This window comes from Acinetobacter johnsonii (assembly GCF_048551975.1).
GTDB lineage: Bacteria > Pseudomonadota > Gammaproteobacteria > Pseudomonadales > Moraxellaceae > Acinetobacter > Acinetobacter johnsonii_A.
This window is the reverse complement of the sequence record NZ_JBIMCF010000028.1, coordinates 1-12,588: the sequence shown is the minus strand read 5'-3', so window position 1 is coordinate 12,588 and position 12,588 is coordinate 1. Positions and strand designations below refer to the sequence as shown.

Genomic DNA, 12,588 nt, shown 5'->3' with positions numbered 1-12,588 from the left:
TAGCAGCTGTAACAAAAATAAAGAAGCATGGACGACTCTCAATGAGTTTATTTCGCTATGGTTTAGACTATGTTCAAATGGCGATTCAGCGTTTAATTGGTTTTGGGAAAAAAGAAGAGTTTAAGGAAATTTTGGCAATTTTAAGAAGGCAGAATCCTGATAGGATAAGGGTTCTGTGAAATTTGTCGTGTACAGAGAGTAACTTCTTAAAACAAGCCGGTTACTCAACCACAGAAATTGGTTTTTTGTGGGCTGTGGGTGTCATGGCCGAAATTATTATGTTTGCGATTGCTCACATTTTTTTCAAACGTTTTTCATGGCGACTCATGGTGTCTATTTGTCTGATCCTCACGGCGCTACGCTGGTTTATGGTCGGTTGTTTTCCACAAATCTTTGCGATCCAGTTCTTCGCACAAACCATTCATGCTTTTAGCTTTGGTTTATTTCATCTCATCGCCATGCGTATCATTTTCCAAAACTTTAGTTTAGGGCAACAAGGACGTGGTCAAGCCCTGTATAGCACCATGTGGGGACTAGGTGTAGCGTCTGGAAGTATTCTTGCAGGACATTATTGGCACAGCCTGTCAGGCGAAATTATTTTTATTTTGGCAGGCTGTGCTGTTCTACTCGGTTTGGGTTTTATTCACTACTTACCCAAAGAGGTTCAGGCTTAAGTTCTCTTCTGATCTGCGCGCATAAGTTGCAGCAGTTTCATTAATCAACTTTCTAAACTTTGATTTCACTATATTTATGAAACCATGGCTGGGCCTGTTCAAGCTGACTAGCCAACTGTAAGAGCCGATCTTCACGGGCAAAAGGCGCAATAAACTGCGAACCAAGCGGAAGATTATCAGCATTCCAATACAAAGGTACAGACATCGCGGGTAAACCTGTGATGTTGGCTAGCTGAGTAAAAGGCACCCAACGCAAATTATCTTTCACAATTTTATCAACCAGTTTTCCTTGTGCCAGCAGGTGTGCTTTGCCGACTTTTAATAAACTTTTTAAAATTGGTTTTTGCCATGATGGGGTAGAAATTTGCCCATTTTTGGGTGCGACTGAGGCTGTAGCAGGAGTCAGATAAAGATCGTAATGATCAAAGAATTGGTTCATTTTGGTGACATACCCCCCCCAATTATTCAGATTATGAATATATTCTAACGCAGTCGTTTTCGCTCCAAAGGCAGCCAAAGCTAAAGAATCCAGCTCAAAATCTGCTGCTGTGGTCGGAACCTGTTGCTTGATCTGCTCTAACATATAAGAAAATTGACTAAACCACGTCGTGATAAAGTCTCTGGCCAAAGACATACCATCTATCTCAGGTTGTGCTTCAACCACTGTATGCCCTAAAGACTCCAACAAACGTGCGGTATGGTGTACAGCATCAATTGCATCTTTAGATACTGTTGTTCCGATAGGTGACTGAGTACTAAATGCTATTTTAAGTTTTTTTACAGGCTGCTGTAGACATTCCAAATAGCTTTGGCTGGGCAGTTCAATTTTAAACAATGAACTATGCTCTGCACCCTGCGTTGCATCTAACATCGCTGCACTGTCTCTTACACTTTTACTCAATACATGCTGTATCGCAGCGCCGTGCATTGCCTCACTCATATCTGGGCCCCACGGCGTACGTCCACGACTTGGCTTTAAACCAAATAAACCGCAATACGATGCAGGAATTCGAATCGACCCGCCGCCGTCACCCGCACCTGCAATCGGAACAATTCCTGCGGCCACCGCAGAAGCGGAACCACCCGATGAGCCACCACTGTTATGTTTTAAATTCCAAGGATTATGACAGGCTCCCCAAGCATCTGATTCTGTAATACCTTTGATACCAAACTCAGGGGTATTGGTACGGCCAAAAGTTAAAATGCCTGTGTTTTCCCAACGGTTTACAATTTCTGCATTATGTTCTGCAATATGGCCCGTACGTTTAAATGCTTGGCAACCATAAGATGTTGGATAACCTGCATATTCTTGAAATAAGTCTTTTACTAAAAATGGCACTCCTGCAAATGGACCAGACAATGCATTTTGCGCTCTGTTCTTGGCATAATCATGCATCGGAATAATAATCGCATTTAAAGCAGAATGGGTTTGCTGACTACGCTCAATTGCAATTTGTAATAATTCAGCGGGATGGATTTGTTTTTTTGCAACCAACTCAGCCAAACCCAGCCCATCATAACGAAGGTATTCAGAAAAATTCATTTTTATCCAAGTATCTATAGTTCTTATTGTTTTATACTTTTACTAAATTTTAACCTATGAGGCAAGTTGTACTTGGTTGCGTCCTAAAGTTTTGGCTTGATATAACGCCCGATCAGCACGATTTAACAAGCTCTGTAGACTATTGTGAGTTGGTAAAATTTGATGCACCATACCCAGACTCACCGTCATACTCAAAACAGCATGCGCCACTTGGGTTTTTGAAGTAGCGACAGCACGACAGATACGTTCTGCGATGATTTGCGATTCAATCTCTGAAATATTATTTAAAACCACCACAAATTCTTCACCGCCCATACGTGCAAATAAATCGTGTTCACGCAAATGACTTTTCACCGTCGTGGCAAAGCTTTGTAGCAATACATCACCCATATAATGACCATATTGATCGTTAATTTTCTTGAAATGATCAATATCTAGCACAATGATACTCATCGATTTAACCAGATTTTCCTTCAATAAGTTTTCAGTTTGAGTGAAGAAAAAACGGCGATTTCCCACATGGGTTAAGGGATCATGGTTGGCCAGATAGAGCACTTCTTTATACAGATCATGACGATTACGACTCACAATACATAAAAGCAAAGGTGCAATCATCAACATGCACAGCCCTATACGCACCGAAATAGAAGTAGCCAAGAAGTTATCTGCTGTACGAGAAATATAATAGGTCGTTAAACTATGATACGTCACAAAACAAACCAAACTGTTAATGATACTCACATAAAATAAGTTATAACTCAAAGCCGCCCAAATCAGCCCTGTTAAAGGGAAAAGTAAGGCACCAGGACCAAAGAACAGATGAGTACATGCCACAGAAATTAAAACTGAGAGTAAGGGTAAAACATCGACAAACTGCGTTTCGCACTGTCTACGGTTAGTCCAAAGATCCTTTAATTTCTTGGCTGCAGGAAAGGTCAACATGAGGGGTAAAAGTGAAATACAATTGAGAACTTCCCCCGTCCACCAAATATAAAACTCAGCCCAAAGGTCTTGCGTGCTCATAAAGGTGTGTGGCATATACGCAACGACCGCAACGGCAAATATCGCGCTGGAAAAACACCCAAGAAAAACACAAACCAAGAAAAGATAAAGAAAATTGAAGCCTTTGTTATATGCACGATAGTCAATTTGTAAATAATGGATAAAAAATAACGAAACGCCTACAGTCATAAAATTGGCGATCGTTAAAGCCAACGTTAGCTCAAGATGAGTCCCTGTGACTAAGTCTGCCGACATATAACCAATAAATGCGCCCAACCAGCCACCAACATTTCTGAGTCGCTTAAACCGTAAAAATAAGCCGATCAGTACGGCATTAGCTGGCCAAAAATAAGCGAAATATGCAATCGGTCGAGTGAATATCCCAAGCAAACAGGAGACAAAAATCACCGTAGCAACAATCAAAAATGCTCGGCCATGCTGTTTAAAATTCAACGATACTTTTGTGAGCTGAACTGCGTACAAAATATTTCCTTATTTTTACATGAGTTATGATTAAACATCATGTTTTCTACTGTCTATTTGCTTGCGAAGGATGCATTGATGAAAAGTATTACAGATTGACAATATTTACTAAATAAACTCTATCGATTGTTCGTTATGGTTTCAATATAATTTTTTGATTTATATCCTGAATCTAGGTATTTACGATTAAATCCTAATATCACTCTCAGCCATAAAAAAAGCCTCCGCATTGGGAGGCTTTTTGATCTCTGGACTTATTTTGCTTCAGACGCTGCCGCTGGTGCTGATGCACCTGCTTCTTCAGACTCTAAAGGTGCAGCATCAATCATCTCTGGACTAACTTCAATATTGGTCACTGGTGTCTCAGTTGCTGAACTTTCCACTGGCGTTTGTTCAGTCTCTTGTTTTTTGTCACTACACGCAGCAAGCGACAGCATCGTTGCAGAAGCTAAAACCACCAAAGCCATTTTCATGTTAATCATTATCCACCTTCACATTAGTCATCAATTGCTTGAAACAATACTACTTATTTTTGCTCAAGTTTAAAGTATTCGTTTGTGAGCAATCTTTTGAAATTAAGGCAGAATTATAACATCATTGCACAAAAATGATAAAAGCAAGCTTGTTTTTATCCCTTCAAGGGTGCACTCGAATTAAACAGGATACGCTGTCGCCACTTCCTGACTAATCATTGCCGCAGTTGCCGCAGATAGCGTCCAACCTAAGTGCCCATGTCCTGTATTAAAGAACACACGTTCTAGCTTTCCACGGCGAACTACAGGCATCATATTCGGCATCATAGGGCGAAGACCCGCCCAAGGAACTGCATGCTCTGTCGAAACTTTAAAGTTACGATTGGTCCAGTCTACAAGAGGTTGTATCCGATCTGCACGGATATCACGGTTATAGCCATTAAACTCAGCAGTACCCGCAACACGGAAACGATCTTTACCTAAACGTGAAGTTACAATCTTCGCGCTTTCATCCAGCAAACTCACCCACGGCGCATTTTGCTGACTCTCTTCATCATTCAACATCACGGTAATCGAATATCCCTTTACAGGATAAACATTGACGCGTTCTTGGACCAATTCAGCCAATTGATAACTACCTACCCCTGCACAAACCACAACAGCATCGGCAGCGAGCATTTCAACTTCATCTGGCGCAAGTTCTACATTTTCTGAACTGGGTTGTAACTTTACTTCAACACCTGAGCTTAAATGCTGAATATCTGTCACATCCATACCAAAAAGATACTTCACACCTAATTTTTTGGTGACTTCCGCCAAACCTGTGGTGTACTTATGAATATCACCCGTCGCATCGCCTTCACAATAGAATCCAGCATAATAGTCGCCGGTCAGTGTCGGCTCAATTTGCTTAATTTCTTCGTTGGACACGCCAGAACGTTCAAGTCCACCTTTATTGAGTAAATCATTAACTCGAATGGCAACGTCATAATCTTGTTTATTATGATAAAAATGTAAAATGCCACGTTTTTCCAAATTGAAATCGATTGACTCTTTATCCGCAATTTCGAACAAGCGCTGACGAGCCAATAAAGCCAAACGTACTGTTTCGTGGGTATTAGCCTCGTAATGTTTAATATTGCCCAGAAATTCCATCAGCCATGCATACTTATGTACACTAAAAGAAGGATTGAGCAATAAAGGAGCAGATTTTTGAGACATCCATTTCATGCCTTTCAGCACTGTCGATTTTTGGTTCCAAACTTCCGCATTACATGCAGACAGTTGTCCACCATTTGCAAAAGAAGTTTCCATCGCAGGAAATAAATGACGATCAACAACGGTCACTTGATAACCCAATTGACTTAATTCATATGCAGTAGTTACGCCTGTAATTCCAGCACCAATGACAACGACATGACACATAGACACCTCCTTTTTATTGTTTGATGTCAACCCCATCTGTCATGTGTACCTGAGAGCTTCGACCTAAAACATCCCATGACGTTTTAAACCATCCCCTTCGGTGAGTGATTGAACACTTCTCTCCAGAGTTTTTTCATTATTACAGTCCTTTTGCCTGAGAGTTTCCGGGGTCGTTGCTCCTTCGGCGAATGCAGAACATTTCTCTCCTGCAATAATGCTTATTATTCTATGAGCAATTTATATACCATGTAATCATCAGATTTGAAACTGCTCTTAAAGTATTATCTTTCGTTTATTTTTATAAAGCACAACCTCAGCTTAGGGCAGGCATGCACTATACTGATCAAAATTACGCTGTTACTGCTTTAAAATAGGACATATCTATCGCGCACATCTGAGCTATGCTGAGGTCATCTAAACATTTTTAATAGTGATGATTTATACATCTTAAGATGCTTCATTCTGTTTCTCTCCTGTATTAAAAGAATGAATGAGTTGTTCTGCATCTTGATAAATTTCTTGCCAATTCGGCAGTAACTCACTGTGAAAGCTTATAGTGATATAACTCGTATTAAACCCATAATTGGGCTGATGTGTATTAAATTCACAACTTGTTGCACCACTCTTAAAATAAAGACATACAATAGTGAGACTTACCCCTTTACCTTTATGCTCCTGCCAATACACCTTTTTTCTAACACCGTCATCACTTTTTACCTCTATTTCATAGAGCCCTAAATCTGAGTTAAATGTTTTTGTTTCATCTACCCATATTTCACTCACCTCTTCTCCACCAGAAGAAAACATTCCTTTTCTTAATTTTCTTTTTAACTGACCAAAATAATTAAAGAAGTCTTTACTTCCCCACTCCTCTTTCCAAACGGAACGTTGGTTTAATGCGATTTTGATCACATCTTTATTTTCAGAATCTAGTTTAAAGCCTTCTCTAGATGCTTTCATTTCAGGCCATTTCACTTTCAAAGCAATACTTTGAATTTGATCATCACAGCCTTTGGCCTCGTGTTCTTCTTCGATATTTTTCCCCCAATAATTCACACCTTGATAATTCACTCTGCCAAAAAGTAAATACTGCTTATCAATGAGCATGTGCCGATCACCAAATTTTCCACAAGCATATAAGCGCGCTTTAACTTTTTCAGGGTCATGCATACTGTCGTAGCCGTATATCAACAATGAAATAACCAAAACTGTGAGTAGTGATAAAAATATAATGGTGCCTCGCCTGACTGTGCTTATTTTTTTATTCATATCCCCCTTCCTTTTTCTTTTAAAAATTAACTCTCTAAATTTTCTTACTCAGTAAGACCAAATTTGGCACTTAACTTAATAGGTAAGATGCTGTTTTCTGAGTATCGTGATAACCATAGCGGGCATAATATGCCAACAGCTCTTTTCTTACATTTAAGATTAGCTTTCATACGTAAATAAAAAAAGTCAGACCGAAGTCTGACTTTAATGTGTATTCTCTTAAATATAAAGAGAATTTTCTAGTATTCAATCGATGCAAATGGTGCAACGACGTCTGCATTTTGAGCACGATGACGCAGAAAGTGATCCATTAAAACAATCGAAAGCATTGCTTCTGCAATCGGAGCCGCACGCACACCCACACAAGGGTCATGACGACCTTTGGTTAATACATCAGTATCTTCACGATTAATATTGATCGTTTTACCTGGTGTGGTAATAGATGCTGTTGGTTTCAACGCAATTGCAACACGAATAGTTTGACCACTCGAAATACCACCCAAGATGCCACCTGCATGGTTCGCAAGGAAGCCATCAGTCGTTAACTCATCACGGCTCTCATGTCCAAACTGACCAGCAACGGCAAAACCATCACCAATCTCAACCCCTTTGACCGCGTTAATCGACATCATAGCATGGGCAATGTCAGCATCTAGACGGTCAAAGACAGGCTCGCCCCAACCGACAGGTACTTTTTCAGCCAAAATTTCAAGCTTTGCGCCGCAACTGGTACCTTGTTCACGCAATGAAGTCACTAGTGCTTCAAAACGCGGTACGGCATCGACATCGCCACAGAAAAATGGATTATTAGGTACTTCATTCCAATCCAATTTTTCCGCAACTTCAGTTCCAATTTGGGTCACATGACCACGAATTAAAATACCAAACTTTTCAGCCAAGTATTTTTTCGCAATTGCACCCGCAGCCACACGCATAGCCGTTTCACGCGCACTTGAACGACCACCACCACGATAATCGCGAAAACCGTACTTTTGTGTATAAGTATAGTCTGCATGTCCCGGACGGAAGCTTTGTGCAATGTTACCGTAGTCTTTCGATTTTTGGTCGGTATTACGAATGAGTAAACCAATTGAAGTTCCAGTCGTTTTACCTTCAAACACACCTGAAATGATTTCAACTTCATCAGGTTCTTTGCGCTGTGTCGCAAATTTAGATGTGCCTGGCTTACGACGGTTTAAATCTTTTTGTAAATCGTCTGCTGTAAGCTCGAGGCCCGGTGGAACACCATCCACAATCGCCATTAAGCCTACACCATGAGATTCACCACAAGTCGTTACACGGAAGAGTTGCCCTATACTATTACCTGCCATGTCTAACGACTCCTTTTATGCTTGAACAGATTGAATGAATAAATCACGGAATTGACGGCATTGAGCCGCAGTCAATGCAAAGATTCCTGTACCGCCTTTTTGGAACTGTAACCAGTAAAAATCAACAGTATTAAAGTTTTGGCGCATTGCCCATTCAGAATTACCCACTTCAATCACGATGAGACCATTTTCAGTTAAGTAATCCGGCGCTTGAGCTAACATTTTACGAACCAAATCTAAGCCATCTTGACCTGCCGCCAGTGCCAATTCTGGCTCATGATGGAATTCTTCAGGTAAATCTGCCATGTCTTCAGCATCCACATAAGGTGGATTAGACACGATAAGATCGTATTGATTTTCAGCAGGAATTTTGGAAAACAAGTCAGACTCAAGTAGAGCGACTTGATACTGTTTGTCGTGGTGTTCTGAGTTAATTTGAGCCACTTCTAAAGCTTCTTTAGAAATATCCGTTGCATCTACTTCGGCATCTGGGTAGGCATAAGCCAAAGCAATCGCGATACAACCCGAGCCCGTACACATATCTAAAATACGTTGTGGCGTTTTTGGATTCGGGTTTTCTGGCAAGTTATTGACTGCTTCACCCATTTGTCCATTTTCACCTAAGCAATAAGGTGCAAAACGGTTTTGAATCAATTCTGCAATCGGTGAACGCGGAATCAGTACACGTTCATCGACATAATATGGCTTGCCATCAAAATATGCCAAATTAAGCAAATATGAAGTCGGTACTTTTTCATTAATACGACGTTCTAATAAGCTTAAAACTTCTGCCTTTTCGCTTGGTAGTAACTTCGACTCTAAGATTTCAGCATCCGCATTCCAATCTAAAGATAAAGTTTGTAAAACCAAAGCTGAACTTTCAGCAAAATAGTCTTCTGTACCTTGACCTAAATGTGCATCGTATTGACGTAATGCTGTCACTCCAAAACGGATAAAATCACGAATTGTGCTTAAGTTTTCAGCGGCTTCCTGTATATGTTCAGGGCTAATAGTCGGGCGATCCACTAAAGGCGTCTCCAAGGTCATAATAAAAAACGCCTTATGATACCCTGTTTTTCTATGATTTATAATGTTTTGATGCACAGCAAACACATTTTCATACGTTTTGCGCTTATTTACTTATACGGCCTGTACGTGCTTCGTACATATCTGCACGGGTTTGCGTCATTTGCATCAGACACGAAATACGCTGTAATTCAGTCTTTTCATTTTTCACAATAGGTTTGTTATTACAAACCTGATCACGTTGCTCAAGCCATTGCTGATGAGACTGTTTAACCAGTCCTTGCTGTTCTGCAGGAGCATTCGCTAAATACGGCTTAAATACTTTCTTTAAGCGTTTTTTTTGTACGTTATATTCTTTACTCATGCATGTATCAATTTCACTCAATACATTGCCCGTTTGTTTCATACATATTTCATATTCTTTACTTGGACCCATTGCAAAGGCTGAACCACCGCATAATCCCATTATAAAGAGTAGACCTAATATCTGTTTCAATTCCATTCCCCAAAACAAATGTTCTTTAATCACTTTTAATTTATTCATTCACAGCATCTACGTGCTGCAGTGCTTTAATATAACATCCTATTTTGTATGAACATACTAAACACTTATAAAATTTCCACATCCTTACTTTTACATGAAGTCACAGGCTTTGCATTGAAACCTGATCAAACAGCCTTATTATAAAGTTCTTCTGCCAATATTCCCCAAATTTATGAGTTATAAACACAACAATTTAATGGCGATGCGTGAACGCTATTGGAATGACACCGAAAACAATCATGTCGACACTGAAAAAGCTTTTTTTCAGAAGCTGTTACAGCAGCAAGGGATCTATGAATGTGCAACCATTGAGGATGCTCGATACTTCTTTTTTAGTCTGCCGAGCATCATCATTGTTAAAGGTTATGCACATGGGTTTATGCACCAACCGGTACAAGAAATGATACTCCAACACATACAAACGCATAAAGATGAATTGATTCAGAAAAAGACGCTTAAAGTAAAATTTTGCATGTAACAATCCCGATTAGGCTGTATATTGATTCAGAAAAATACGCTTAAAGTAAAATTTTGCATGTAACAATCCCGATTAGGCTGTATTTAGATGGTTGCTTAACACTTATAGCCTTTTTTAACTCGAGATTCAGCAAGTTGAACTTTTTTAATACGTGAATACACGATATTATCCGTTACAATCTAAAATGCTGCCCTTGCTGATGAAAGGATTTTACTGAATTATGTCAGATCACAACGATAAGCTTAAACAACTGAAAACCTCCTCTATGGATCGTCGTTTATCGATTGCCAAAGCTTCGTTGCTTGCTGGAACACGTTGGGCTGCTTCTAATGCGACAACTATGTTTTCTAGCGAAGAAGAAAAAGAAAAAAAACGCAAAAAAGCAATGAAAGAGCAGGCCGATTATCTTGTTTCTGAAATAGGCAAACTTAAAGGCTCTATCGTCAAAATTGGCCAAATGATGGCGCTTTATGGTGAACACTTTCTACCTGAAGAAATCACGCAAGCCTTAAATACTTTAAATAATCAAACAGTCGCTTTAGCGTGGCCTGCGATAAAACAGCAACTGCACAGCCAGTTGGGTTCTAAACTAGATGATTTGACCATCGATCATGAGCCACTGGGCACTGCATCACTGGCACAAGTCCATCGTGCAACGCGTAAGTCTGATGGTTTAGAGATGGTATTGAAAATTCAATATCCAGGCGTTGCTGAAGCCATTGACTCTGACATGAGCCTGTTTAAAAACATGCTTAAACTGACACGTATGGTGCCGCAAACACGCGAATTCGACCAATGGTTCGATGAAGTTCGTGAGATGATGCACCGTGAAGTGAATTATAAAATTGAGGCTGCAACCACACGCCGCTTTGCTGCTCGCTTAAAAGAAGATCCACGCTACATCGTGCCGCAAATTATAGATGGCTACTGCACAGACCAAGTACTGTGTATGACTTTTGAACGTGGCGTGCCGATTAACAGCCCTGTCATGCTGTCTCTGCCGCAAGAACGTCGCAACAAACTTGGTGAAGCATCACTTGAAATTGCGGTACGTGAGATTTTTGAATGGGGTGAAATGCAGACCGACCCGAATTTTGGTAATTACCTCGTTCGCTTAGGTAATGGTAATGATATCTTGGACAAAATCGTTTTGCTTGATTTTGGCGCAATCCGACAGTTTGATGAACACTTGCTTGGCGTAGCACGTAAGCTCATTCATGCTGGGTTTAATCATAGTAGTGAAGAAATGGTTCAAGCAATGACAGGCTATGAGTTTTTCGACTCTATCCCTCAAAGCATTAAACCCGATATGGCTAAAGTCTTCTTACTTGCAACTGAAGCATTCAGCAGCCCAAGCAACAACCCAGACTTACCTGCTGGTGTTATGGATGAACACCTTGCTTATGACTGGAAAGCAAGCCAGCTTCATAGCCGTGTCATGCAGCAAGCTTCAAAGTCTATGGCATCTCGTTATTTCAGTGTTCCACCCAAAGAGTTTATGTTTATCAGCCGTAAATTCATCGGTGCTTATACCTTTATGACGGTGATTGAAGCGAAAACCAATGTTCGTGCAATGGTGAAAAAATTTATCTAAAAGTACATTGACCAAAATGAAGTAATGTCATTTTGGTCAATTGATCAATCACTTTAATTCCAAACGATTCAATAAATAACTTAAAAAACAAAATATTAGAATAATTTAAAACACAACACCTACCATTTATCTTTGACAATACAGCATATCAGTCATGACATAGTTATTCGTGTGCCGCTATGTCAACATAAAACCACAGAATAATTCTGATGGATGAAAATAATGACAAATCTGGTAAATACGGCTCAGGGATTTGGCTTATCACTAATCACAAAAATGGCAAGTAGCGACGTACTTGACCAATTAAAGCTTAGAAAATTTGTGGAGAAATCGTTATATCAAGGCTCAAAAGCTGGCTATAAGACTCTATCAAAAACACAAAAAGCCTTTAAAACCAATAAAGATCTACATAAACAACAACTGAATAATCAAGAAAAATCATTATTTGATCTGAGCTATTCAGAAAATCAGCAAATGATCATCGACACCATGTCAAAGTTTGCCGCCGATATACTTTACCCATTAGTCGCCAGTGCCGATCAAAATGAAACTTTTCCAACAGAACTTTGGCAATATATTGAAGAGCTAGGTCTGAACTTTTATGCTCTGCCTGAGGCGCTTGGTGGTGTCGCTGCTGAAAAAAATATTCTGGTAATCCTCCCATAAATAACCGAAGTTAAAAGTAGAGGTTAAGCAGCCATTAGAGGTGGCCTTCCTTTGTTTGCTTGGTGTGGTCTTTCATAGTT

Annotated in this window: 10 protein-coding genes, 3 pseudogenes and 1 riboswitch; of the genes and pseudogenes, 5 read left to right on the top strand and 8 right to left on the bottom strand. The window is 39.9% G+C overall.

Annotation, left to right across the window (positions count from 1 at the left end):
• Positions 1 to 14: 14 nt before the first annotated feature.
• Both ACG9ZB_RS14835 and ACG9ZB_RS14830 read left to right on the top strand, forming a co-directional pair.
• Positions 15 to 179, top strand: a pseudogene (locus ACG9ZB_RS14835) (IS4 family transposase); the annotation flags it as partial.
• A gap of 18 nt (positions 180 to 197) precedes the next feature.
• Positions 198 to 674, top strand: a pseudogene (locus ACG9ZB_RS14830) (MFS transporter); the annotation flags it as partial.
• Between the two features lie 52 nt (positions 675 to 726).
• Here ACG9ZB_RS14830 and ACG9ZB_RS14825 read toward each other — a convergent pair.
• The 8 genes from ACG9ZB_RS14825 to ACG9ZB_RS14790 all read right to left on the bottom strand — a co-directional run bounded on the left by ACG9ZB_RS14825 (position 727) and on the right by ACG9ZB_RS14790 (position 9,770).
• Positions 727 to 2,217: an amidase gene (locus ACG9ZB_RS14825; RefSeq protein ID WP_419326548.1), complete on the bottom strand. Its 1,491-nt coding sequence runs from the start codon at positions 2,215 to 2,217 to the stop codon at positions 727 to 729.
• A gap of 54 nt (positions 2,218 to 2,271) precedes the next feature.
• A complete protein-coding gene (locus tag ACG9ZB_RS14820) occupies positions 2,272 to 3,702 on the bottom strand; it encodes a diguanylate cyclase domain-containing protein (RefSeq protein ID WP_419326546.1) in 1,431 nt (476 codons plus the stop codon).
• 254 nt (positions 3,703 to 3,956) lie between these two features.
• Complete coding sequence (locus tag ACG9ZB_RS14815) at positions 3,957 to 4,184, bottom strand: hypothetical protein (RefSeq protein WP_058869647.1); 228 nt, start codon at positions 4,182 to 4,184, stop codon at positions 3,957 to 3,959.
• A gap of 171 nt (positions 4,185 to 4,355) precedes the next feature.
• Positions 4,356 to 5,600, bottom strand: a complete 1,245-nt coding sequence (locus ACG9ZB_RS14810; protein WP_419326544.1) for a D-amino acid dehydrogenase — start codon at positions 5,598 to 5,600, stop codon at positions 4,356 to 4,358.
• Positions 5,601 to 5,732: 132 nt separating this feature from the next.
• Positions 5,733 to 5,819: riboswitch (glycine riboswitch) on the bottom strand.
• A 228-nt stretch (positions 5,820 to 6,047) separates the two neighbouring features.
• Positions 6,048 to 6,869 (bottom strand): hypothetical protein, encoded by an 822-nt coding sequence (locus tag ACG9ZB_RS14805; RefSeq protein WP_419326542.1) that lies wholly within the window; start codon positions 6,867 to 6,869, stop codon positions 6,048 to 6,050.
• A 239-nt stretch (positions 6,870 to 7,108) separates the two neighbouring features.
• On the bottom strand, positions 7,109 to 8,200 hold the full coding sequence (gene aroC, locus ACG9ZB_RS14800) for a chorismate synthase (protein ID WP_419326540.1): 1,092 nt from the start codon (positions 8,198 to 8,200) through the stop codon (positions 7,109 to 7,111).
• A 15-nt stretch (positions 8,201 to 8,215) separates the two neighbouring features.
• Positions 8,216 to 9,226, bottom strand: coding sequence for a 50S ribosomal protein L3 N(5)-glutamine methyltransferase (gene prmB / locus ACG9ZB_RS14795; protein ID WP_178896068.1), 1,011 nt, complete (start codon positions 9,224 to 9,226; stop codon positions 8,216 to 8,218).
• A gap of 106 nt (positions 9,227 to 9,332) precedes the next feature.
• Positions 9,333 to 9,770 carry a lysozyme inhibitor LprI family protein gene (locus ACG9ZB_RS14790; RefSeq protein ID WP_419326538.1) on the bottom strand — a complete coding sequence of 146 codons (438 nt, stop codon included), beginning with the start codon at positions 9,768 to 9,770 and terminating at the stop codon, positions 9,333 to 9,335.
• A 172-nt stretch (positions 9,771 to 9,942) separates the two neighbouring features.
• On the opposite strand from ACG9ZB_RS14790, the gene ACG9ZB_RS14785 reads away from it, so the two are divergent.
• From ACG9ZB_RS14785 to ACG9ZB_RS14775, 3 genes and pseudogenes are all read left to right on the top strand, one after another.
• Positions 9,943 to 10,248: a hypothetical protein gene (locus tag ACG9ZB_RS14785; RefSeq protein ID WP_419326537.1), complete on the top strand. Its 306-nt coding sequence runs from the start codon at positions 9,943 to 9,945 to the stop codon at positions 10,246 to 10,248.
• A gap of 220 nt (positions 10,249 to 10,468) precedes the next feature.
• Positions 10,469 to 11,842 carry an ABC1 kinase family protein gene (locus tag ACG9ZB_RS14780; protein WP_419326536.1) on the top strand — a complete coding sequence of 458 codons (1,374 nt, stop codon included), beginning with the start codon at positions 10,469 to 10,471 and terminating at the stop codon, positions 11,840 to 11,842.
• A 222-nt stretch (positions 11,843 to 12,064) separates the two neighbouring features.
• Positions 12,065 to 12,493 (top strand): annotated as a pseudogene (locus ACG9ZB_RS14775) (acyl-CoA dehydrogenase family protein); the annotation flags it as partial.
• Positions 12,494 to 12,588 lie beyond the last annotated feature (95 nt).

Coding starts and splice junctions, on each gene's coding strand:
- ACG9ZB_RS14780 (WP_419326536.1), top strand. CDS start 10,469: ATGTCAGATCACAACGATAAGCTTAAACAACTGAAAACCTCCTCTATG.
- ACG9ZB_RS14805 (WP_419326542.1), bottom strand. CDS start 6,869: ATGAATAAAAAAATAAGCACAGTCAGGCGAGGCACCATTATATTTTTA.
- ACG9ZB_RS14815 (WP_058869647.1), bottom strand. CDS start 4,184: ATGATTAACATGAAAATGGCTTTGGTGGTTTTAGCTTCTGCAACGATG.
- ACG9ZB_RS14790 (WP_419326538.1), bottom strand. CDS start 9,770: ATGAATAAATTAAAAGTGATTAAAGAACATTTGTTTTGGGGAATGGAA.
- ACG9ZB_RS14810 (WP_419326544.1), bottom strand. CDS start 5,600: ATGTGTCATGTCGTTGTCATTGGTGCTGGAATTACAGGCGTAACTACT.
- aroC (WP_419326540.1), bottom strand. CDS start 8,200: ATGGCAGGTAATAGTATAGGGCAACTCTTCCGTGTAACGACTTGTGGT.
- ACG9ZB_RS14785 (WP_419326537.1), top strand. CDS start 9,943: ATGAGTTATAAACACAACAATTTAATGGCGATGCGTGAACGCTATTGG.
- ACG9ZB_RS14825 (WP_419326548.1), bottom strand. CDS start 2,217: ATGAATTTTTCTGAATACCTTCGTTATGATGGGCTGGGTTTGGCTGAG.